This is a genomic window from Candidatus Cybelea sp. (genome assembly GCA_036489315.1).
Lineage (GTDB): Bacteria > Vulcanimicrobiota > Vulcanimicrobiia > Vulcanimicrobiales > Vulcanimicrobiaceae > Cybelea.
Window position 1 is genome coordinate 38,592 of record DASXFZ010000045.1, and the last position, 20,652, is coordinate 59,243.

Annotated in this window: 12 protein-coding genes and 1 riboswitch; of the genes, 6 read left to right on the plus strand and 6 right to left on the minus strand. The window is 64.6% G+C overall.

Going from position 1 to position 20,652, the window contains the following annotated elements; all coding sequences use genetic code 11:
• Window positions 1-3: 3 nt before the first annotated feature.
• Complete coding sequence (locus VGG51_10090) at window positions 4-2,076, plus strand: hydantoinase/oxoprolinase family protein (protein ID HEY1883374.1); 2,073 nt, start codon at window positions 4-6, stop codon at window positions 2,074-2,076.
• Entirely contained in the window at window positions 2,073-3,734 is a 1,662-nt protein-coding gene (locus tag VGG51_10095; GenBank protein HEY1883375.1) for a hydantoinase B/oxoprolinase family protein, read from the plus strand. Before VGG51_10090 ends, VGG51_10095 begins: the two co-directional genes overlap by 4 nt.
• On the opposite strand, the gene VGG51_10100 is transcribed toward VGG51_10095, so the two are convergent.
• Both VGG51_10100 and VGG51_10105 read right to left on the minus strand, forming a co-directional pair.
• Window positions 3,636-5,174, minus strand: coding sequence for a glycosyltransferase family 2 protein (locus tag VGG51_10100; GenBank protein HEY1883376.1), 1,539 nt, complete (start codon window positions 5,172-5,174; stop codon window positions 3,636-3,638). The two genes, VGG51_10095 and VGG51_10100, sit on opposite strands and share 99 nt — an antisense overlap.
• A gap of 10 nt (window positions 5,175-5,184) precedes the next feature.
• Entirely contained in the window at window positions 5,185-6,510 is a 1,326-nt protein-coding gene (locus VGG51_10105; protein ID HEY1883377.1) for a sugar porter family MFS transporter, read from the minus strand.
• Between the two features lie 38 nt (window positions 6,511-6,548).
• On the opposite strand from VGG51_10105, the gene VGG51_10110 reads away from it, so the two are divergent.
• Window positions 6,549-7,379 (plus strand): serine hydrolase, encoded by an 831-nt coding sequence (locus VGG51_10110; GenBank protein ID HEY1883378.1) that lies wholly within the window; start codon window positions 6,549-6,551, stop codon window positions 7,377-7,379.
• Here VGG51_10110 and VGG51_10115 read toward each other — a convergent pair.
• Complete coding sequence (locus tag VGG51_10115) at window positions 7,376-10,450, minus strand: hypothetical protein (GenBank protein HEY1883379.1); 3,075 nt, start codon at window positions 10,448-10,450, stop codon at window positions 7,376-7,378. The genes VGG51_10110 and VGG51_10115 overlap by 4 nt on opposite strands.
• Window positions 10,447-13,668 carry a hypothetical protein gene (locus VGG51_10120; GenBank protein HEY1883380.1) on the minus strand — a complete coding sequence of 1,074 codons (3,222 nt, stop codon included), beginning with the start codon at window positions 13,666-13,668 and terminating at the stop codon, window positions 10,447-10,449. The genes VGG51_10115 and VGG51_10120 overlap by 4 nt, the downstream gene beginning before the upstream one ends.
• Before the next feature lie 321 nt (window positions 13,669-13,989).
• Between VGG51_10120 and VGG51_10125 the strand changes: the two genes are divergently transcribed.
• Window positions 13,990-14,481 carry a lytic transglycosylase domain-containing protein gene (locus tag VGG51_10125; GenBank protein ID HEY1883381.1) on the plus strand — a complete coding sequence of 164 codons (492 nt, stop codon included), beginning with the start codon at window positions 13,990-13,992 and terminating at the stop codon, window positions 14,479-14,481.
• Here VGG51_10125 and VGG51_10130 read toward each other — a convergent pair.
• Together VGG51_10130 and thiC are read right to left on the minus strand one after the other, a co-directional pair.
• Window positions 14,454-14,948 (minus strand): HAD family hydrolase, encoded by a 495-nt coding sequence (locus tag VGG51_10130; protein ID HEY1883382.1) that lies wholly within the window; start codon window positions 14,946-14,948, stop codon window positions 14,454-14,456. The genes VGG51_10125 and VGG51_10130 overlap by 28 nt on opposite strands.
• Window positions 14,948-16,612, minus strand: a complete 1,665-nt coding sequence (gene thiC, locus VGG51_10135) for a phosphomethylpyrimidine synthase ThiC (GenBank protein HEY1883383.1) — start codon at window positions 16,610-16,612, stop codon at window positions 14,948-14,950. Before thiC ends, VGG51_10130 begins: the two co-directional genes overlap by 1 nt.
• Window positions 16,603-16,709, minus strand: a riboswitch (TPP riboswitch). (Overlaps the previous gene by 10 nt.)
• A 133-nt stretch (window positions 16,710-16,842) precedes the next feature.
• On the opposite strand from thiC, the gene aceE reads away from it, so the two are divergent.
• Window positions 16,843-19,533 (plus strand): pyruvate dehydrogenase (acetyl-transferring), homodimeric type, encoded by a 2,691-nt coding sequence (aceE, locus tag VGG51_10140; protein ID HEY1883384.1) that lies wholly within the window; start codon window positions 16,843-16,845, stop codon window positions 19,531-19,533.
• 15 nt (window positions 19,534-19,548) lie between these two features.
• A partial coding sequence (locus VGG51_10145) for a biotin/lipoyl-containing protein (protein ID HEY1883385.1) occupies window positions 19,549-20,652 on the plus strand: 1,104 nt, incomplete at its 3' end.

Below are 20,652 nucleotides of genomic sequence, written 5' to 3' on the forward strand. Positions count from 1 at the left end.
CTCGTGCGCTCGCTTCGCGTCGGAATCGACGTCGGCGGCACCTTTACCGATCTCGTCGCCGTCGAATCGTGGAGCGGGCGAACGGTAACCCACAAGCTCGCGAGCACGCCGCGGGAGCCTCAACGTGCGGTCTGCGACGGGCTCGCGCGCCTTCTCGCGCAGTACGATCCGCCGCCGGCAATCGAGCTGCTCGCGCACTCGACGACGATCGCGACCAACGCCCTGCTCGGGCAAATCGGTCTCGAGCTCCCGCGAGCGGGGCTCGTCACCACCGCGGGTTTTCGCGACGTCATCGAGATCGGACGCCAAAACCGCAGCGAGATATACAATCTCTTCGTTCGCCGCCCGCGGCCGCTGGTGGCGCGCGAGGACCGGTTAACGGTTCGCGAACGCATCGACTATCGCGGTCAGATTCTGCTCGAACTCGACGAGTCCGAGGTGCGGCGCGTTTGCGCGGAGCTGGGCGCCCGCAACGTCGCGGCCGTAGCCGTCTGCCTGCTGCACTCCTACGCAAACGACGTGCACGAGCGTTTGCTCGCGCAGGCTATCTCCGCGGCGCTCCCGGCGGCGCGCGTCATGTACTCCTCGCAGATCGATCCGCAGTACCGCGAGTACGAACGCTTCTCGACAACCGTCGTCAATGCGGTGCTCGCGCCGATCGTCGAGGCGTATCTCGAACGGCTTGCACGGGATTTGCGGCGTCGGGGAGTGAGCACGACCCTCTTAGTCATGCGCAGCGACGGCGGGTTGGCAACGGCGCAGCGGATTCGCTCGCTCCCCGCGGCGATCATCGAGAGCGGGCCGGCCGGCGGCGTTATCGCAACGGCCGCACTGGGAAAACAGATCGGCGATGCCCGCCTGCTCTCGTTCGACATGGGCGGTACGACAGCGAAGGCGGGTGCAGTCGTCGACGGCGTCGTGCAGGTTGCCGGCGAATTTGAAGCTGCCGGCGCAACCCACAGCGGCCGCGCCGTAAAGGGCAGCGGTTATCCGGTTCGATTTCCTTTCGTCGACCTCGCCGAGGTGAGCGCCGGCGGTGGGACTATCGCCTGGCGCGATGCGCCCGGCGTGCTGCACGTCGGTCCGCTTTCTGCCGGCGCCGACCCAGGACCGGCGTGCTACGGCCGCTCGGACCGTGCGACGGTCACCGATGCGAACGTCGTGCTTGGGCGGCTCAACCCCAGCGCGCTGCTGGGCGGCGCCTTTCCGATCGATGCGGCGCGCGCTCGCGCGGCGATCGAGAGCGTCGCAGAACCGGCCGGCCTGAGCGTCGAAGCGATGGCGCTCGGCATCGTCGCAATCGTCGACCACGCGATGGCGAAGGTCTTGCGGATCGTTACCGTCGAGCGCGGGATCGATCCCCGCGGCTTTACGCTGTGCGCATTCGGCGGCGGCGGCCCGCTGCACGCGTGCGCGTTGGCCGAAGAGCTCGGAATCGCGCGCGTTGTCGTGCCCGCGCATCCCGGGCTCTTCTCTGCCATCGGACTGCTCGACGCGATGCTCGTCGAGACGGAGCTGCACCCGGTCTTGCAGACGACCGCGCAGATGGATCATCGGGCTGTCGAGAGGTGGTTCGCGCGAAGCGAATCGCGCGCCGCGCAAGCGCTCGCCGTACAAGGAGCTCGCCCGGAGAACATCGCTTTCCGCCGGCAGTACGACGCCCGCTATCAAGGCCAGAGTTTTGAGCTGACGATCGAGCACGACGCCTCTCCGGAAGCGATCGCAGCGCGCTTTCACGACGCTCATCGCGCCCGTTACGGCTACGACGTCAGAAGCGAATCGGTCGAACTCGTGAATGCGAAGCTGACCGGCGTCGGAAGCCTGCCCTTCGTGCGGGATTTCGATGCCGGGCCCCAGGCGCGCGGTGGCGATCGTGACGGAGCAGCCGCGCGCAAGGTCTACGTCGCCGGCGGCTTCGTCGATGTTCCCGTTCTGCAGCGCGCGTTGCTCGCGGACGGCCGGCGCGTCGACGGCCCGGCGATCGTCGAAGACTACGACAGTACGACGTACGTGCCGCCGGAATGGTCGCTCGCCGTCGACGGAGAGATGCTGCGGCTCGAGAGGCAGGTCGCATGATCGACCCGATCACCGTTGAGATCGTCAAAGGCGCGCTCGTCTACGCGGGTGAGGAGATGGGCATCACCGTTCGCAACAGCGCCTACTCACCGAACATCAAAGAGCGTCTCGATCATTCCTGTGCGCTATTCGACTGCTTCGGGCGCCTGATCGCGCAAGCCGAACACATCCCGGTGCACCTCGGCTCGCTGCCGTGGGGATTGAAGCGGGTACTCGAGCGCATCGACGGAGAGTTCGGCGGCGTACGCGAAGGTGAGATGTGGGTGGCCAACGACCCGTACCTGACCGGCACGCACCTCAACGACATAACCGTACTGCGTCCGATCTTCGACCAGGGAATCCTTGCCGGCTACGCCGCCAACAAAGCGCATCACGCCGACGTCGGCGGCGCCGTGCCGGGCTCGATGCCCGCCGATGCTGCGGATCTCTTCGCCGAAGGCGTCGTCCTTCCGCCGCTGCGCCTCATGCGTGACGGCCGGATCCTCGAAGAAACCATCGGTCTTCTTCGCGCAAACTCGCGAACGCCGCACGCGCGCAGCGGCGATCTGCGCGCGCAAATCGCGGGCAATATCGTCGGCGAGCGCCGTCTGCTCGAGCTCTGCGTGCGTTACGGCCGCGATACGTTCGAGGAGGCCGTGGAGCGCGCCCTCGACGAAAGCGAGCTCGCGATGCGAGCGGCTCTGCGAGCGATCGGTGATGGCGTTTTCTGCGCATCGGACTATCTCGAGGATCGCGACGGCACCCCGAACATCCGGATCGTACTGCGGCTCGAACTGCGCGACGGTCGAGCGAGCTTCGACTACGACGGCACCTCCGCGCAGGTCGACGCTCCCCTCAACGCCGTCTTCGGCGTGACGCTCTCCGGCGTGCATTATGCCTTGCGCGCCGTCACCGATCCGACGATCCCGATGAACGAGGGCTGTTTTCGCCCGATCGAAGTGCACGCCCCCGCAGGGACGCTGCTCAATCCGCGCCGGCCGGCACCAGTCTCCGGCGGCAACGTCGAGACGAGCACCCGTAACGCGGATGTCGTGCTGCAGGCGCTGGCGCAGGCGGCGCCGCTGCGAGTCGGAGCCTGCAGCGGCGGTACGATGAGCAACGTGATGCTCGGCGGCCTGCGTAGCGACGGCCGCTCCTGGTCCTTTTATGAAACCAACGGCTGCGGCATGGGCGCGCGTCCGAACGACGACGGCATCGACGCGATCCAATGCCATATGACCAATACGCTCAACACTCCGATCGAGGCGCTCGAGCGCGAGTTTCCGATGCGCGTCGTTCGCTACGAGATCGCCGAAGGGACGGCGGGCTCCGGACGCTATCGCGGCGGCAACGGCCTCGTTCGCGCGCTCGAACTCATCGAAGGATCCGCGCAGGCAACGCTGCTCGCCGATCGCCACACGCTCGCGCCCCCGGGTGCAGCCGGCGGCGGGCCGGGCGCATGCGGGCGGCACGAACTGGAGCGGGAGGGAAGCACCACGCCGCTGCCGGCGAAAACGAGTTTCGCTTTTCGCTGCGGCGACGTCCTGACGATTCAGACGCCCGGCGGCGGGGGCTACGGCTCAGAAGGGAACGCCGGGCAGCGCCCCAGCGGGGCGCTCGAGACCGAAGCGCGCCGCGCAGAGAAGATCGACGACGCGAATCGCGCTGCGCCGGGGTGAGAAGCGCCGGCGCGAGTCGGCGGCGATCGCACGCCCGTACCTGTGTCTCGATTCGAGATCACCGGTGAAGCGTGCAATCGCTTCACCTACCCGCTCAGCCTCTGCGAAGAGTGCCGTATCGGCGGCAATAATGGCGCGCACTTGCGGGGAGTCCAACGCAACCGCGGGAACCCCAGCCTGTGCGAGCAGGACGTTTCCGAATGCAGCGGCATCGGTCCAGCTGCCGTGGATGACGCAGGCCACGTCGACCCGCGGCGCATCGCCGAGCAGCATCGCCGCCGTTACGCGTACCGCGCGTGATCCGAGGTCGCGCTCAATGGCGGGCGGAACGCTTCCGGCAATCGCCACCGCCGTGCACGATGGATCCTCCGAAGGCCGGATGCGGCACGACGCAACCCGATCCTGCGCCGCGCACGGCAGCCACGGTACGTCGATCTCGATTGCGCCGCGCGTGCGGATCGTCGCGACCGAGCTCTGCGCGCCCGTAATCTCGACGGCGGGCACCGTCGCGGCGTCGCAAAACCACGCGAGCGCCGCCGACTTTCGAAAGCGACGATCGAGGCGCTGCCACAGAGCGACCCTTTCGTGCACGATCGGGTGGCCAAACGCGCGAAGCGCGTTCTCAAGATCGCACAGCGCTGCGTGCAGCAGCGGATCCGCGGCACCGCGGCGTATCGCGATCGCGCCGACTTCTCCGCGAGCGGTTCGCGGAAGCGCGCTCATCGCGGTCCCCCAACGATCGTAGAAGAGCCGCTCGTTTGCGGCCTCGCGGTCGAAGCGGCCGGCCGACGCGGCCTCGTAATGAACGAAGCGAGCCTCCGGCACGTAGGCGATCGCGCGTTCTTGGGCGCGTGCACGCATGCAAAGGTCGACGTCCTCGAATCCGTTGACGTAGGATTCGTCGAATCCGCCGCTCTCGAGAAACCACCGCGTGCGCACGGCCATTGCCGCACCCGATACGCCGAGCGCATCGCGCGGCCGTGCCGCATCGGGTACTGCAGAGAGGTTCCGGCAGTAGTAGTGCCAGTGCGCGTTCGGCAGCACGACGAGCCCGGCCGCCTGCGTCGCAAAGTCTTCAAAAAAAAGTGCGCCGCCGGCGACGCTCACCTCCGCTGCTTCGAAAGCGCGAACGATCGGGGTTAGCGCGTCTCCGACCGGGTAGGCGTCGTTGTTGAGCAAAAGCGTCAGCGGGGCGCCGGCGGCCCGCACACCCGCATTGCACGCGCCGGCGAAGTTGCGGTTCTCCTCGTGGCGCACGTATCGAACCCAGGGAAAGTCGCCGATTGCCTGTGGGGTCTCATCGCGCGATGCGTTGTCGACGACGATCGTCTCGAAGCTGACCGTACCCCGCTTGCGCAGGCGATCCAGTTCTCTCAGGCACCGCGCCGTAAGCCACCAATTATCGTAAACGGGAATGACGATACTGAGCTGCGGGTGCACGGCGCGCAAGTTATACCGGCCTGACACGCACCTGTTCGAGCAGCTCCTGCTTCGTCTCCGGGACCATCGTAGCAACGAAGATCACGGTTAGAACGCAGATTCCGGCGTAAACCCAGAACGTCGCGGAGATTCCGAGTTGCTCGACCATCGTCAAGAAGAACTGCGAGACCAAGAAGTTTCCAATCCAGTTCGACAACGTCGAGAGCGACATCCCGAGCCCGCGAACCGGAAGGGGAAAGATCTCGGAGAGCAGCAGCCAGACAATGGGACCTAGGCTAAAGGCGTAGCACCCGACGTAGACCATCATGCTGCTCAAGGCAATCGCTCCGAGCGACGACGAAAGGTGCGACTGCGAGAACGCCAGCGCCATCGCCGATAACGCGACGAACATGCCGGCGAGGCCGACGTAGAGCAGCGGTTTACGCCCGAGCCGGTCGACGAAGAAGATCGCGACCAGCGTCATGAGACAGTTGACCGTGCCGACGGCCGTTTGCGCGAGGATCGAGCCGGCCGCCGTAGCGACTCCCGCCATCTCGAAGATCCGCGGGCCGTAGTAGATCACCGTGTTGATGCCGGTAATCTGCTGCAGGACTGCAAGCGATATCCCGACGACGAGCGCGAGCCGGGTCCCGCGGGCGAAGAGCGCGCGGAAGCCGGCTCCTTTGATCCGGAGGCTTTCGACAATCGAGGCCTCCTCGCGCGAACTCTCTGTCGGATCTTCGTAGATGTGCGTCAGTTCGGCGCGCGCCAGCGCCTCGCGTCCGATCTTGAAGAGGTACCGCGGGCTCTCGGGCATCCAGATCATTCCCGCCATTAAGATGGCCGATGGCACGACCGCGACGCCCAACATTCCGCGCCATTGAGCGTGTCCGGCAAGCGCGTAATCGACAAGATATGCGCCCAGGATGCCGATCGTAATCGCAAACTGGTAGAGCGAGACCAACGCGCCCCGTGTCTTCGCGGGCGCAACTTCCGAGATATACAGCGGGGCCACGACCGAGCTGAAACCGATGCCGATGCCTACGACGAAGCGTCCCAAGAGCAGAACGTTCTCGCTCGGCGTCAGCGCCGAAATCAACGCACCGAGCAAGAAGATGACCCCTGCGCCGAAGAGCGTCGGACGGCGTCCGACGCGATCGGCCACCGTCCCCGCCACCGCCGATCCCGCGATGCATCCGATCAAAACAACGCTGATCGTGAAGGCCTGCAGGCGCGTGTCGAGCACGAAATCCTTGGTGATGAAGAGGATCGCGCCGGAGATGACGCCGGTGTCGTACCCGAAGAGCAATCCTCCCAAGGCTGCGATCGAAGCGACGAGCAGCACGTACGGCCTCATGCAGGCGCTTTTGCAAGCGACGTCCGAACGCTCCTCCAATGAAGCGAGAGATCGAAACGGCTGCGGCGATCGAGTATGCTCGGGCACACGACCTGCGGGCGATCCTCATCGCACGCGGCGGCGAGATCGTTGCACGAACATTTGGCGACGGCGCTACGGCGGAGACCGCGAACGCACTGTACAGCGGAACGAAGAGTTTCTGGGGCCCGGCGGCGCTCTTCGCGCAGGCAGATGGACTGCTCGATCTCGACGAACCCGTCTGCGAAACGCTTCGCGAGTGGCGCGACGACCCGTGGAAGCGCCGGGTGACGGCGCGCATGCTGCTCTCGCTCACAGCCGGCTTCGGATTCGGAGGCCTGGGAGCCGCCGTCCCGGTCTACGCACGTGCCTTGGCGATGCCGTTGAAGAACGAGCCCGGCACGCGTTTTACGTATGGCGGAATTCCGTTGCAAGTCTTCGGCGCGCTGCTCGCGCGCAAGCTCGCCCCTCGCACGCCGCACGAGTACCTTCACGATCGGGTGCTCCTTCCGGCGGGCGTACGCGTCGAGAGCTGGCGCCGCCTCGCCGACGGAACGCAGCCGCTGCCCACCGGCGCATCGCTGACCGCGCACAGCTGGCTCGCCTACGGACAGTACGTGCTGCGCGAATACTCGCGGCTCGCGCAGTGCTTTACCGGTTCGCAAGCCAACGCGCGTTACGGTCTGGGCTGGTGGCTCGGGGCCGCCGGCGCGCCCGCCGATCTCATCTACGCCAGCGGCTCCGGAGGCCAAGCGCTCTATCTCGTACCGTCCCTCGAGCTCGCGATCGTCCGCTTCGGCCGCCGCTCCTCATACCGCCACGAAACCTTCCTCAAGCGCCTCTTTCGTTAGTGCGTCGCGGGCTTTACGCCCTCGAGCGGTTTGAGGCCGGCGCCGTGCAGCGCGGTCTGCAGCGGCCGCAGCGACGCAACGTAAGCGTTGTACTCGTTGACCGCAGCCGCATACGCTGCGTCGAAGCGTTGCGAAAACTCCAGCTGCGCCGCGCTCGGCGGAAGCTGCGGGCCGCCGAATCCGGTCCGCGGTACCGATTCGCGTAACGATCCGCTGCGTTGGATCGAGTCTTCGTCGTTCTTGTAGTCGGCCGTGAAGGCCGCGAATACCGGCGTCCATGCCTGCTGCGCGGCTGCAACCTGCCCCGCGAGTGCCGCATTGTTCTTTGCCGACACCGCTGCGGCCGCGAGGGACTTCTTGATCGCGTCGAGGTTGTTGAGGATCTCGTCGATCTTACCGTAGATCGTCGAATACTTACGGGCGTAGGCGTAACCCGCTTCGTACTGCGCCGCCGTCCAATCGTCGCGCGGATCCGGTTTTACCGTCAGCGGCTGCGTGAACGTTCGCCCGCCCAGCGTTAAACGGACCGAGTACGTTGCGGGGACGACGACCGGGCCGCTCTTCGGGCCCTGATACTCTTCGCGTGCGGCGCCGTACCACTTGGCCGGCGCGTCCTCGGTGAAGTCCCAAACGTAGCGGTTGATGCCCACCTTGTTCGGGACGTACGGTTCCTGCTTACCCTTCACCTTATGCGTGCCGGTAATCGTACGCACGACGCGTCCGTTCGCATCGAAGATCTGCATCGCCGCTACGCTCTTCTGCGCCGCGGCTTGGTAGAAATCGATGGTTGCACCCTTCGCCGGGTTCTCGCCGGTGTATCGAGTGTACGTGCCCAGGTCGTTGGAGTGATAGTGGTACTCGAACGCCGTGCGCGGCGCGAACAGCATGAGACCGGCGCTCTGCGCGGCGCCCAGTTGCTGCACCGAACCGATGTCGTCGAGAATCCATAGGTCGCGCCCGTGCGTTGCCGCAACGAGATCGTCGAACTGCGGCTCGACATGAATGTCGCGCACCGAAACGGTGGGAAGGTTGATGCGGAAGTCTTGCCAGTGGGAACCGGCGTCGTACGAAATCCACATCCCGTTCTCGGTTCCGGCGTAGAGCAAGTTGCTATTGCGCGGATCGGGACGAATCGTCCGCACGTACTGGCCGGCAGGAAGCCCGCCGACGATCTTCCTCCACGTAGCGCCGTAGTCGTGCGTAACGTAGGCGTACGGGGCGTAGTCGCCCGATCGATGATTGTCGGCGATCGCGTAGGCCGTCCCCGCAACGATCGGCGATGGGGCGACCGTCTCGACGCGCGCATACTCCGGCGTGCCGGGCGGGGTAACGTTCCGCCAGTGCGCTCCGCCGTCGCGCGTCATCTGCACGTAGCCGTCATCGGTCCCAACCCAAATCTCGCCGCGTGCCAGCGCCGATCCCTCGATGTACAGGATTGTGTCGGAGTATTCGGCGCCCGAGACGTCCTTTGCCAAAGGGCCGCCCGACGGCGCCTGGTGCTCCTTGATGTTTCGCGTGAGATCGGGGCTGATAATGCTCCACGTTGCACCGCGATCGCTGGATTGAAAGACGACGTTGCCGCCAAACCAGCCGATGTGTCCATCCCAAGGCGCAAACGCGACCGGCGAATCCCAGTTGAACCGATAAGGCACGGTGCGCAGGTCGAACGGGCCGAGGAAACTCCCCGGGAAAGAATCGTACGGCCGCACGAATCGGCTCACGCCCGTGCGGCGATTGAAGATCGTCAGCGCCCCGTCTTCGAGGTCCGCCCAGATGTAGTTGGGATCGATGGGATCGGGTACGGTCCACATGCCGTCGCCGCCGACGACGTCGATCCAGTGACGGTCGAGAATCCCTTCGTTGTCCAGAGAGTTCGAGGGACCGCAGAAGCCGCCGTTATCTTGAAACGCGGCGCAGACTTGATACGGGTTCTCATTGGAGATTCCGACGTGATAGATCTGGCCGATCGACAAATTGCGCGAGAACGACCAGTGCTCGAGGTCGGTGGTCAGCGCGTAGCCGCCGTCCTCGCCGACGATGATCCGCTTGGGATCGTTCGGCGCAATCCATATCGCATGGTAATCGACGTGAACGTCTTTTGCGATCTCTTTGAACTTACGCCCGCCGTCCTTGCTCTCCGAGAGCATCTCCGACACGGCATAGACGTGATTGGGATTGCGAGGATCGACGGCGATGTGCGTAAAGTAGAACGGCCGCTGATCGACGAGCGTGTCATCGCTGGTCATCGACCAATGCGCGCCGGCGTCGTCGGTCCGCCAGAGAATTCCACCCTTCGCTTCGATGAGGGCAAAGACGCGATTGGGCTTACTCGGCGCGATCGCCAAGCCGATCCTTCCCGTATACCCCGAAGGCAAGCCATTGCCGGTCAGCCTTTTCCAAGTTGCGCCCCCGTCGGTCGACTTATAGAGACCGTCGTCGGGGCCGCCGCTCGTAAAGGTCCACGGCACGCGCCGAAAATGCCACATGCCCGCGTAGACGACGTTGGGATTGCGCGGGTCCATCGCGATATCGCTCGCGCCGCTCGACGGCGAGAGATAGAGCGACTTGCGCCAGCTCGCGCCGCCGTCGAACGTGACGAAGACGCCCCGGTTGGCCGAGTCTTTGTACGGATCGCCGAATGCCCCGACGACGACGTGGCGTGAATCGCGCGGATCGATCGCGATGCGCGAGATGCTCCACACGCCCTTGAGCCCTACACGGCGCCATGTCTTCGCGCCGTCGGTCGACTTGTAGAGGCCGTCGCCATAACTGACGTTGTTGCGCGGGTTCGCCTCGCCGGTTCCGGCCCAGACGACCTTTTCGTTCGTTGGGTCGATCTCCACCGCGCCGATCGCGGAGACTCCTTGCTTATCGAAGGCGGGCTGCCACGTTGCGCCGCCGTTCTCGCTCTTCCAGACGCCGCCGCCGGCGGTGCCGATATAGTACAGCTGATCGTTCTGCGCCGTCCCGGCGACGGCCGCGACTCGTCCGCCCGCGATTGCCGGGCCGATCGAACGCCAGGAAAGATTGGCGTACGCGGCTGCCGCCAAGACGATCGATGAGAGGATCATGTCTTCACCTCGCTGACGGCCGGCAGCGCCTTCATGCCGGCTTGTTTCAGGGCCGCGTTGACGCCCGGCAGTACGGCGTTAAGGTACGCATTGTAGCGATTAACCCCGTCGCGATACTCTGCATCCGCTCGGGCTAGCAGGCTGGAAACTGCCGGCGTGATCAGGCCCTGCGCCGCGAAATACGCGCCGAAAACATCGTCGTGGAGCCTGCCTTCGTCTTCGGTCCCCTCGCCGCGTATATTGACGGCGAGCGAGTCGAACAGCGTCTGGCGTGCCGTGGAAGCGTCCTGCAGCTTCGTCGTCAGCGCGGCGTTGTTCGCCTTCTTCGAGGCCTCGAGCGCCGTCTCGATTCCTTTCTTGACCTCGTCGAGATTATTGAGCATCGTGTCGACGGCAGAGAGGTGCGCCATCTGGCGCATAGCTTCGTCGAAGCTGCGCCGATAGTCGGCTTGCGTGAAACGCGAGCGAGGATCGGGGCCTACGCTGAAAGACTGCACGTACGTTCGCCCGGTCAGAGTCATGCGTGCGGAATAGCTGCCGGGCACCACCCCCGGGCCCGTATCCGGGCCTTTGGAGAACTCGTTGCCGCCGTTCCACTTTACGGGTCCATTGACGGCGAAGTCCCAAACGTAGCGGTTGAGACCAGCCTTGTTCGTGATGTATGGCTCGTCCTTACCGGCGACTTTGTGCGTTCCCGAAACGCTGCGGATCACGCGGCCCCGGGCGTCGAGGATCTCGAGCTTCGGCGCCGTCTTTTGCGGCTGCGACTGGTAGAAGGTCAACGCGACGCCGTACGGGGGGTTATCCGCCGCGAAGTCCGTGTAGGTTCCCTCGTCGTCCTCGTGCAGGGTCCACTCGTAACTCGTGCGGGGTGTGAAGAGCCAGGTGCCGCGCGCGATGGCTTGCTGCAGGCCCTGGACTCCACGAAGATCGTCCATGATATAGATCGCGCGACCGTGCGTCGCGATCACCAGATCGTCGTACTGCGGCTGCAGGCGAATGTCGTGGACCGATACCGGCGGCAAGTCGTTGCGGAACGACTGCCAGTGCGCGCCGCCGTCGAACGAGATCCAGATGCCCTCCTCGGTGCCGAGATAGACGAGTTGGCGATTGCGAATGTCCGGCCGAACCGAGCGCGCCCACTCGTTTCCGGGCAGACCATCGACGATTTTGCTCCAATGCTTGCCGTAGTCGTGCGTAACGAAGACGTACGGCGCGCTGTCGCCCATCTCATGGGCGTCGTTGACCGCGTACGCCGTTCCATCGACGAGCGTCGATGGTGCCACCGTCGCGAAACGCCCGTTCTGCGGCGCGCCCGGCGGGGTAACGTTCGCCCAGCGCTTGCCGCCGTCAAGCGTCAACTGCACGAGCCCGTCGTCGGTGCCGACCCAGATCTCGCCGCGATGAAGCGCCGAGCCCTCGATGTCGAGAATCGTATCGGTATACTCGGCCCCGGAGACGTCGTTGACGATCGGACCGCCGGCGGGCTGCTGATGCTCTTTGACGTTGCGCGTCAGGTCCGGACTGATCGGCTTCCAGCTGCGGCCGCGATCGGTCGTTTGGAAGACGACGTTGCCGCCGAGCCAACCGATCACCGCACCGCCGGCCGCACGCCAAGGCGCAAACGCAATCGGCGATTCCCAGTTGAAGCGGTACTTGCTCGTAGCGGGCACCCACGATTCTTTGGCCGTCTGCAGATAGGGCTGCGCCGACCAGCCGTCTTTGGTGACTCGGTTGTAGACGACGATCGAGCCGTTTTGCGAGTCCGACCAGATCCAGTTAGCGTCATCGGGCTCGGGAATGCCCCACTCGCCGTCGCCGCCGACGGTGACGATCCACGCTTTGTTCTGAATTCCCGAAGAGTCGAGCGAGTTCGACGGCCCGCACCAGCCGTTGTTGTCCTGCAGGCCGCCGCAGACCGTATACGGATTATCGTTGCCCAAACCGACGCGATAGACTTGGCCGATCGGTACGTTGCGGGAGAAGAACCAGCTCTGGCCGCCGTCGAGCGTCAGCGCGTAGCCGCCGTCTTCTCCGAGCATGATGCGCGTCGGATCGTTCGGCGCGATCCAGACCGAGTGAAAGTCGGAGTGTACGTCCCGCGCGATCGGCTTGAACTTCTTGCCGCCGTCGGTGCTCATCATCGTCTCGAACGAGAGGGCGTAGACGCGGTCGGGATTCTTCGGGTCGACCGTCACGTGCGTGAAGTAGAAGGCGCGAGCGTTAACCAGCGAGTCGTCGCTCACTTTCATCCAGTTATTGCCGCCGTCGTCGGAGCGCCAGAGGATGCCGTCCTTCGACTCGATCAGAGCGTACACGCGGTTGCCGTTGCTCGGCGCCACCGCCACGCCGACTCGCCCGACCGTGCCCTCCGGCAGCCCGTGCCCCTCCAGCTTCGTCCACGTCTCGCCGCCGTCGGTCGACCGATAGAGCCCGTCTTCGGCGCCGCCGCTGACGAAGGTCCACGGGCGCCGTTGAAACTTCCATATCCCCGCGTAGAGTACGCTGGGATTCTGTTCGTTCATCGCCAGATCGCAAGCGCCGCTCTGGGGGCCAACGTACAGCGTCTGCTTCCAGGTGCGGCCGCCGTCGTTGGTGACATACACACCGCGTTGCGTGCTGTCGCTAAAGACGTCGCCGAGCGCGGCGACGACGACGTGGTTGTGGTTGCGCGGATCGACGAGGATGCGCGCGATGTATTTCGTGTCCTTCAACCCGAGGTTCGTCCACGTGTCGCCGCCATCGGTCGTCTTGTAAATGCCGTCGCCGTAGCTCACGTCGTTACGCGGATTCGCTTCGCCCGTACCCACCCAAACGGTGTTGTTGTCCGTCGGATCGATCGTCAGGGCGCCGATCGCGCCGACGCCCGCCTTATCGAAGACCGGATCCCACGTCTGCGCGCCGTTCTCCGATTTCCAAACGCCGCCGCCCGCGCTGCCGAGGTAGTACAGCTTGGGATTTGTTGCCGAGCCGGCAACCGCGGCGACGCGCCCTCCCGCTCCCGCCGGCCCGATCTCGCGCCAGCTCATATTGGAAAAGGGCGGTCCGGGCGTCGGAGTCGGCGATGGTGTCGGCGTGGGTGCTGCGGGTTTGGGCGGCCGCGGCGATGCCGGCAACGGCGAAGCCGTCGGTTCTACCGCCTGCGCCGCCGCCGGCGCGAAGAATGAGAGGACACCGCAGAACGACACTGCAAGCAGCGTGCGAAGAAACAACTCCAAAACTCCCTCGTCGAAGATCAGTGCGTAGGTGCGGGTCCGTGCTGCGCACGATACATCGGGACGTTCACGTGAATCGCGTACCACTGGGACCACGCGATCATCCCGCACATTAGGACAAACAAGAAGAGGAGGACGGGGAGGGCGCGGCGCGAACCCACGGGACGCAATATGCGCAGGACCGTTGTGAGCCTCCTGGCTACGGCTGCCTTTTTGATGGGGCCCATCTTTTCTCTGCCCGCCCAGGCAGCCAATCGAGCGGTGCCTGCCTCCGCGGTCGCTATCGCCGTCTATTCAAAAGTTTTGCGCCATATCAATCCGCAAATGCCGAGTTGGCAAAGCCGCAATTTGGCGCAGCGCGTGCTCGTGAATGCGGAGCGCTGGCGCCTCGACGCAAACATGCTGGTCGCAGTCGTCACCGTCGAGTCGCGCTGGCATACGCACGCGATTTCCCGAGCGGGCGCGATCGGGCTTGGGCAACTGATGCCCGGCACCGCGGCGCTGCTCGGCGTCAACCCGCGCGATCCGGCGCAGAACCTCTCGGGGGCCGCGCGCTACCTGCGCGGCCTTGTGCAGCGCTTCGGCTCGAAGCACTACGATCTCGTCTTTGCGGCGTACAACGCCGGGCCCAAGGCCGTGACCGAATACGGCGGGATTCCGCCGTTCGATGAAACGCAGAACTACGTCGTCCGCGTTCTCGCGACATGGGAAACGCTGGCCCGAACGGTCCATCTGCCGGACGACGCGTATGCGGCATTGCCATTGCCGGCACACGGACTCGACATCGACTACTGGCTCGACGCCTCGACCCAGTAAAGAATCCGCTCGACCGCCTTCGCCAATCCCCGCGGTCCCTCGACCCGCAGCGCGATCGCGCCTGCGCTGCGAGCCGCCTCCACGTCGCTCGCCCGGTCGCCCACGACGACGCAGCACGCCGGATCGACGCCGAGCGCCCGCGCGGCATCAAGGATTAACTTCGGCTTGGGCTTGCGGCAGTCGCAGCCGTCCTCGGGTGCGTGTGGACAGACGAAAAAGCCGGCGAACGGACCGAGCAGTTCGTTCACGCGGCGATTGACCGCGTCGACCGCCTCACTCGTGAGCAATCCGCGTCCCACGCCGCTCTGATTGCTGACAACGGCGAGGGGCAGCCCGGCAGCGCGCAGCCGGTCGAGCAGTGCCCGCGCTTCGGGTGCGGGCTCGACGCGTTCGGGATCGCCGTTAAAGGGGACGTCGACGACGATCGTCTCATCGCGATCGAAGAGAACCGCACAGGGTTTTACCACTAAGGCGAAACCGGAACGTAGACCTCTGCGCCCTGTTCCAAAAACTCGCGAGACTTTTCGGCCATTCCGCTTTGCGCGTATTCGCGAACCTCTTGCGTAATCTTCATCGAGCAGAAATGTGGTCCGCACATCGAGCAGAAGTGCGCGACCTTCGCGCCCGGCGCGGGCAGCGTCTCGTCGTGAAACTCCCGCGCGGTCTGCGGATCGAGCGAGAGATCGAACTGGTCCTGCCAGCGAAACTCGAAGCGCGCCTTCGAGAGCACGTCGTCCCAATGCGCGGCGCCCCGGTGCCCCTTCGCGAGATCGGCGGCGTGCGCGGCGATCTTGTAGGCGATCACTCCGTCCTTCACGTCCTTCTTGTTCGGAAGGCCGAGGTGTTCTTTCGGAGTGACGTAGCAGAGCATCGCGGTGCCGTACCAGCCGATCATCGCCGCTCCGATGGCGCTGGTGATGTGATCGTAGCCGGGAGCGATGTCGGTAACGAGCGGCCCGAGCGTATAGAACGGCGCCTCCTTGCAGACCTCGAGCTGTTTGCGCACGTTCTCCTCGATCAGGTGCATCGGCACGTGTCCCGGTCCTTCGATCATCACCTGCACGTCGTGCTTCCAGGCGACCGAGGTTAGCTCGCCGAGCGTTTCCAGCTCTCCGAATTGCGCCGCGTCGTTTGCGTCGGCCGTGCAGCCCGGGCGCAGCCCGTCGCCGAGCGAGAACGCGACGTCGTAGGCCTTCATGATCTCGCAGATATCTTCGAAGTGCTCGTAGAGAAAGTTCTCCCGGTGGTGTGCGAGGCACCACTTCGCGAGAATGGAACCGCCGCGTGAAACGATGCCGGTAATTCGATTGGCGGTGAGCGGGACGTAACGCAGCAGCACGCCGGCGTGAATCGTGAAATAGTCGACGCCTTGCTCGGCCTGCTCCACCAGGGTGTCGCGAAAGAGCTCCCACGTCAGCTCCTCGGCTTTGCCGCCGACTTTTTCGAGCGCCTGGTAGATCGGCACGGTTCCGATCGGCACCGGCGAGTTGCGCAGAATCCACTCACGCGTCTCGTGAATGTTTTTGCCCGTCGAGAGGTCCATCACGGTGTCGGCGCCCCAACGCGTGGCCCAGGTCATCTTTTCGACCTCCTCGTCGATCGATGAGCTCACCGCGGAGTTGCCGATGTTCGCGTTGATTTTCACGAGAAAGTTGCGGCCGATGATCATCGGCTCGCTCTCGGGGTGATTGACGTTGCAGGGAATGATCGCTCGCCCGCGAGCGATTTCGCCGCGGACGAAATCCGGTTCGACGGTTTCCCGCAGCGCGACGAACTCCATCTCGGGCGTAATCTCCCCCCGCCTCGCGTAGTGCATCTGCGTGACGTTACCCCTGGGCTTCGCTCGCTTCGGGCGACGCGGAGCCGGGAACCGCAGCTCGTCGAGCTCCGGCATCGCGTCGCGGCCGCGGCGATAGAGCGAGGAGGGCCGCTCGAGGTCGACGGTATCGCCGCGAGCGGCGATCCATGGCTCTCGTAAAGTCGCTAAGCCGCCCCGAATATCGATCTCGCTTTGCGGATCCGTGTACGGCCCACTGGTATCGTACACCGTGTGCACGGTGCCGTCGGTCAGCGCGATCGCGCGCCGGGGAACTCGAATCGACGGGTCGTCCCCGCTAACGTAAACCTTCATTAAATCCTCCCTACGCCGGCATTACCCGGATCAGGTCGCTTGCGGTCGGCGGAGCTCGTCCGCCCTCTCAGCCAATGCAGCTCCCGCTGCTTCTTAGTTTATCCGCTCGGCGTCAGCCTCATGCGCGGAGCGCGGATTTTGTGCGGCGGCTGGGCAGGGCGCGGCGAGCACTCGGCGGGCAGCACCCACGCCGAAAGGGATTGGCCTGCGGCGGGGAATGGAGCGCAACGATGACGACGTTCGGCGTAGATCCCGATCCGCAGGAAACCCGTGAATGGCTCGAAGCGATGCGCGGCGTGCTCGCCGTCGAGGGGCAGGACCGCGCGCGGCAACTGATCGCGGCGGTCGTCGACGAAGCACAGCGTGGCGGCGCCCACGTATCGCTCGGCCTTACGACCCCTTACGTGAATACGATCCCCGTCGACAAGCAGCCGGCGATGCCCGGCGATCGCGAGCTCGAGGCGCGTCTGCGGCACATCGTTCGCTGGAACGCGCTCGCCACGGTCGTGCGCGCGAACAAAGTCAGCTCCGAGCTCGGCGGCCACGTGGCGAGCTTCGCTTCGGCGGCGACGCTCTACGACGTCGGCTTCAACCACTTCTTCCGCGCGCCGAGCGAGGACGCCGGCGGCGACCTCGTTTTCTTTCAAGGGCACTCCTCACCAGGCGTGTACGCGCGAGCATTTCTCGAAGGGCGCATCAGCGAAACGCAACTCGAACACTTCCGCCAAGAGGTAAGCGGAGAGGGCCTCTCTTCGTATCCGCACCCGTGGCTAATGCCGGACTTCTGGCAGTTCCCGACGGTATCGATGGGCTTGGGCCCGATCATGTCGATCTACCAGGCGCGCTTCATGCGATATTTGCACGATCGCGGGCTGCGAGACGCCAGCGGCCGCAAGGTGTGGGCCTTCGTCGGCGACGGCGAGATGGACGAACCCGAATCGCTCGGGGCGATCTCGCTTGCCGGACGCGAGAAGCTCGACGACCTTATCTGGGTCGTCAACGCCAACCTGCAGCGGCTCGACGGTCCGGTCCGCGGTAACGGAAAGATCATTCAGGAGCTCGAGGGCGTTTTCAAGGGCGCCGGGTGGAACGTCATCAAGGTCATTTGGGGGAGCCGCTGGGATCAGCTTCTGCGCACCGACGCTAACGGCCGGCTCGTGCAGCTGATGACGGAATGCGTCGACGGCGACTATCAAACGTTCAAATCACGCAATGGCAAGTACGTTCGGGACGAATTTTTCGGCCGTTATCCGGAGACCGCAGCGATGGTCGAGGGGTGGACCGACGACGAGATCTGGGCGCTGCAGCGCGGCGGCCACGATTCAATAAAGGTCTACGCCGCCTATAAGGCGGCCTGCGAACACCGCGGCGCGCCGACGGTCGTGCTGGCAAAGACGATCAAAGGCTACGGGATGGGCGAGGCGGGCGAAGCGCAAAATATCGCGCACCAAGCCAAAAAGATGGAGATCGAAGCGATGCGCACCTTCCGCGACCGCTTCGACCTGCCGATTTCAGACGAAGCCATCGCCGGCGAGAAGGTTCCGTTCTACAAGCCCCCCGAGGACTCGGCGGAGATGCGCTACCTGCGCGAACGAACTGCGGCGTTGGGAAGTGTACCGCAGCGTCGCCGCCGGTCGGTTTCACTAGCCGTGCCCGAGCTTTCGGCGTTCGACGCGCAGCTGCAGGGCACCGGCGATCGCAGCATTTCGACGACGATGGCGTTCGTTCGCGTGCTCAATACGATCGCCCGCGATCGAGAAATCGGTCCGCGCGTCGTTCCGATCGTCGCCGACGAATCGCGTACCTTCGGTATGGAAGGGATGTTCCGGCAGCTTGGAATCTACTCGTCGGTCGGCCAGCTCTACCACCCGCAAGACGCCGAGCAGCTCATGTGGTACCGCGAAGACAAGCTCGGACAGATTTTGCAGGAAGGCATCAATGAAGCCGGAGCACTTTCGTCCTGGATTGCGGCCGGTACTTCGTACTCCAATCACAACCTGCCGATGATTCCATTTTACATCTTCTATTCGATGTTCGGATTTCAACGCGTGGGCGATCTGACATGGGCCGCAGGCGATAGCCGCACGCGCGGATTTCTGCTCGGCGCAACTTCCGGCCGAACGACGCTCAACGGCGAGGGCCTGCAGCACGAAGACGGCAGCAGCCAAGTCGCAGCCTCGTTCGTACCAAACTGCCGCAGCTACGATCCCACCTATGCCTATGAAGTTGCGGTCATCATTCAAGATGGCCTCCGGCGCATGCTCGTCGAACAAGAAGACGTTTATTACTACATCACGCTGCTCAACGAAAATTACCAGCATCCGGCGATGCCGCCCGATGCGCGTGACGGCATTTTACGCGGGATGTACTTGCTGGCAGACGCCGGCAAGCCCGATCGGAAGGCGCCTCGCGTGCAGCTTTTCGGCTCGGGCGCGATTCTGCGCGAGGTACTTGCGGCATCGGAACTGCTCGCGGCCGATTGGAACGTCCGCAGCGACGTTTGGGCCGTGACGAGCTTCAACGCGCTGCAGCGCGACGGCGTTGCCGCCCACCGCTGGAACATGCTGCATCCGCAGGAGAAGCCCCGGCTCTCCTTCGTCGAAGAGCGCCTGCGAGAGCGCGGCGGACCGGGAATTGCCGCGACCGACTACATCCGCACGTTCGCAGAACAGATTCATCCGTTCGTCGCTTCATCGGGGCCGGCCCAGCCGAGGCGCTACGTGGCGCTGGGTACCGACGGTTACGGGCGCAGCGATTTCCGGCGCCGGCTGCGCTCCTTCTTCGAAGTAGACCGGCACTTCGTGACGATTGCTGCGCTGCGAGCGCTTGCCGACGAAGGGACACTCTCTCCGGCGACGATCGAGAAGGCCATCAAAAAATACGAGATCGACCCGAATAAGCCTAATCCAATCGATGTGTAGAAAGACGGCCTCTGCATGAGCAGTACGATCGAAGTGCGCGTTCCGGATATTGGCGATTTCAAAGACGTGCCGGTTATCGAGGTCCTGGTCAAACCGGGCGACCGCGTAAAGAAGAACGATTCGCTGATCACGCTCGAAAGCGAAAAGGCGTCGATGGAGGTGCCGGCCGAGGCCGACGGCATCGTGCAAGACGTTAAAGTGAAGGTGGGCGACCGCGTCTCGGAAGGCGCACCCATCGCCCTTCTCAGCTCGGAAGAACGCGCCGCCGAACCGGCAACAGTCGCCGAACCACCCAAAGCGAACGCTTCCGAGGGCGAACCAGCGGTTGAAGTGCGCGTCCCCGACATTGGCGATTTCAAAGACGTGCCGGTTATCGAGGTTCTGGTAAAGCCCGGCGATCGCGTCAAGAAGAACGACTCGCTGATCACCCTTGAGAGCGAGAAAGCATCGATGGAAGTGCCCGCCGAGACCGACGGCATCGTAACCGACGTCAAGGTAAAAGTTGGCGACCGTGTCTCCGAGGGAATGCCGATTCTGACGATCGCCGCGCAAGAGCGCACCTCCGCGACACCTGCGGCGGCGGCGCCCGCAGCACAACCGGCGCCGGCAGCAACGCCGTCAGCCGCACCGGCGCCGCACGCCGCCGCGCCTGCGGAGCCAAGCGGCAACGGTATGGTGCACGCCGGGCCGTCGATTCGCCGGTTTGCTCGCGAGCTCGGCGTGAATCTGCGCAATCTTCGCGGGAGCGGCCCGCACGGACGGATTACCCGGGAAGACGTTCAAGGATTTGTCAAAGCCGCGCTCGAGAAAGGCAGCGCGCAGCCGTCGGCGTTCGCGGGCCTGCCGCCCTGGCCCAAGCTCGATTTCGTTCAATACGGCGAGATCGAACGAAAGCCGCTCTCGCGTATCAAGAAGCTCTCGGGCCCGAACCTGCATCGCAACTGGGTTGGGATTCCGCATATCACCAACTACGACGAAGCCGACGTCACTTCGATCGAGGCGCTGCGCAACGAAGTCAACGCCGAGCAGACGAAATCGGGCGGTCCGAAACTGACGATGCTCGCGTTTCTGATCAAAGCGTCAGTCGCAGGGCTGCAGCGCTTCCCGGAGTTCAACGCT

Excerpts from the sequence above, each read along its gene's own strand:
- VGG51_10110 (HEY1883378.1), top strand. The coding sequence starts at position 6,549 with ATGAAGCGAGAGATCGAAACGGCTGCGGCGATCGAGTATGCTCGGGCA.
- VGG51_10125 (HEY1883381.1), top strand. The coding sequence starts at position 13,990 with ATGCCGAGTTGGCAAAGCCGCAATTTGGCGCAGCGCGTGCTCGTGAAT.
- VGG51_10115 (HEY1883379.1), bottom strand. The coding sequence starts at position 10,450 with ATGATCCTCTCATCGATCGTCTTGGCGGCAGCCGCGTACGCCAATCTT.
- VGG51_10105 (HEY1883377.1), bottom strand. The coding sequence starts at position 6,510 with ATGAGGCCGTACGTGCTGCTCGTCGCTTCGATCGCAGCCTTGGGAGGA.
- aceE (HEY1883384.1), top strand. The coding sequence starts at position 16,843 with ATGACGACGTTCGGCGTAGATCCCGATCCGCAGGAAACCCGTGAATGG.
- VGG51_10095 (HEY1883375.1), top strand. The coding sequence starts at position 2,073 with ATGATCGACCCGATCACCGTTGAGATCGTCAAAGGCGCGCTCGTCTAC.
- thiC (HEY1883383.1), bottom strand. The coding sequence starts at position 16,612 with ATGAAGGTTTACGTTAGCGGGGACGACCCGTCGATTCGAGTTCCCCGG.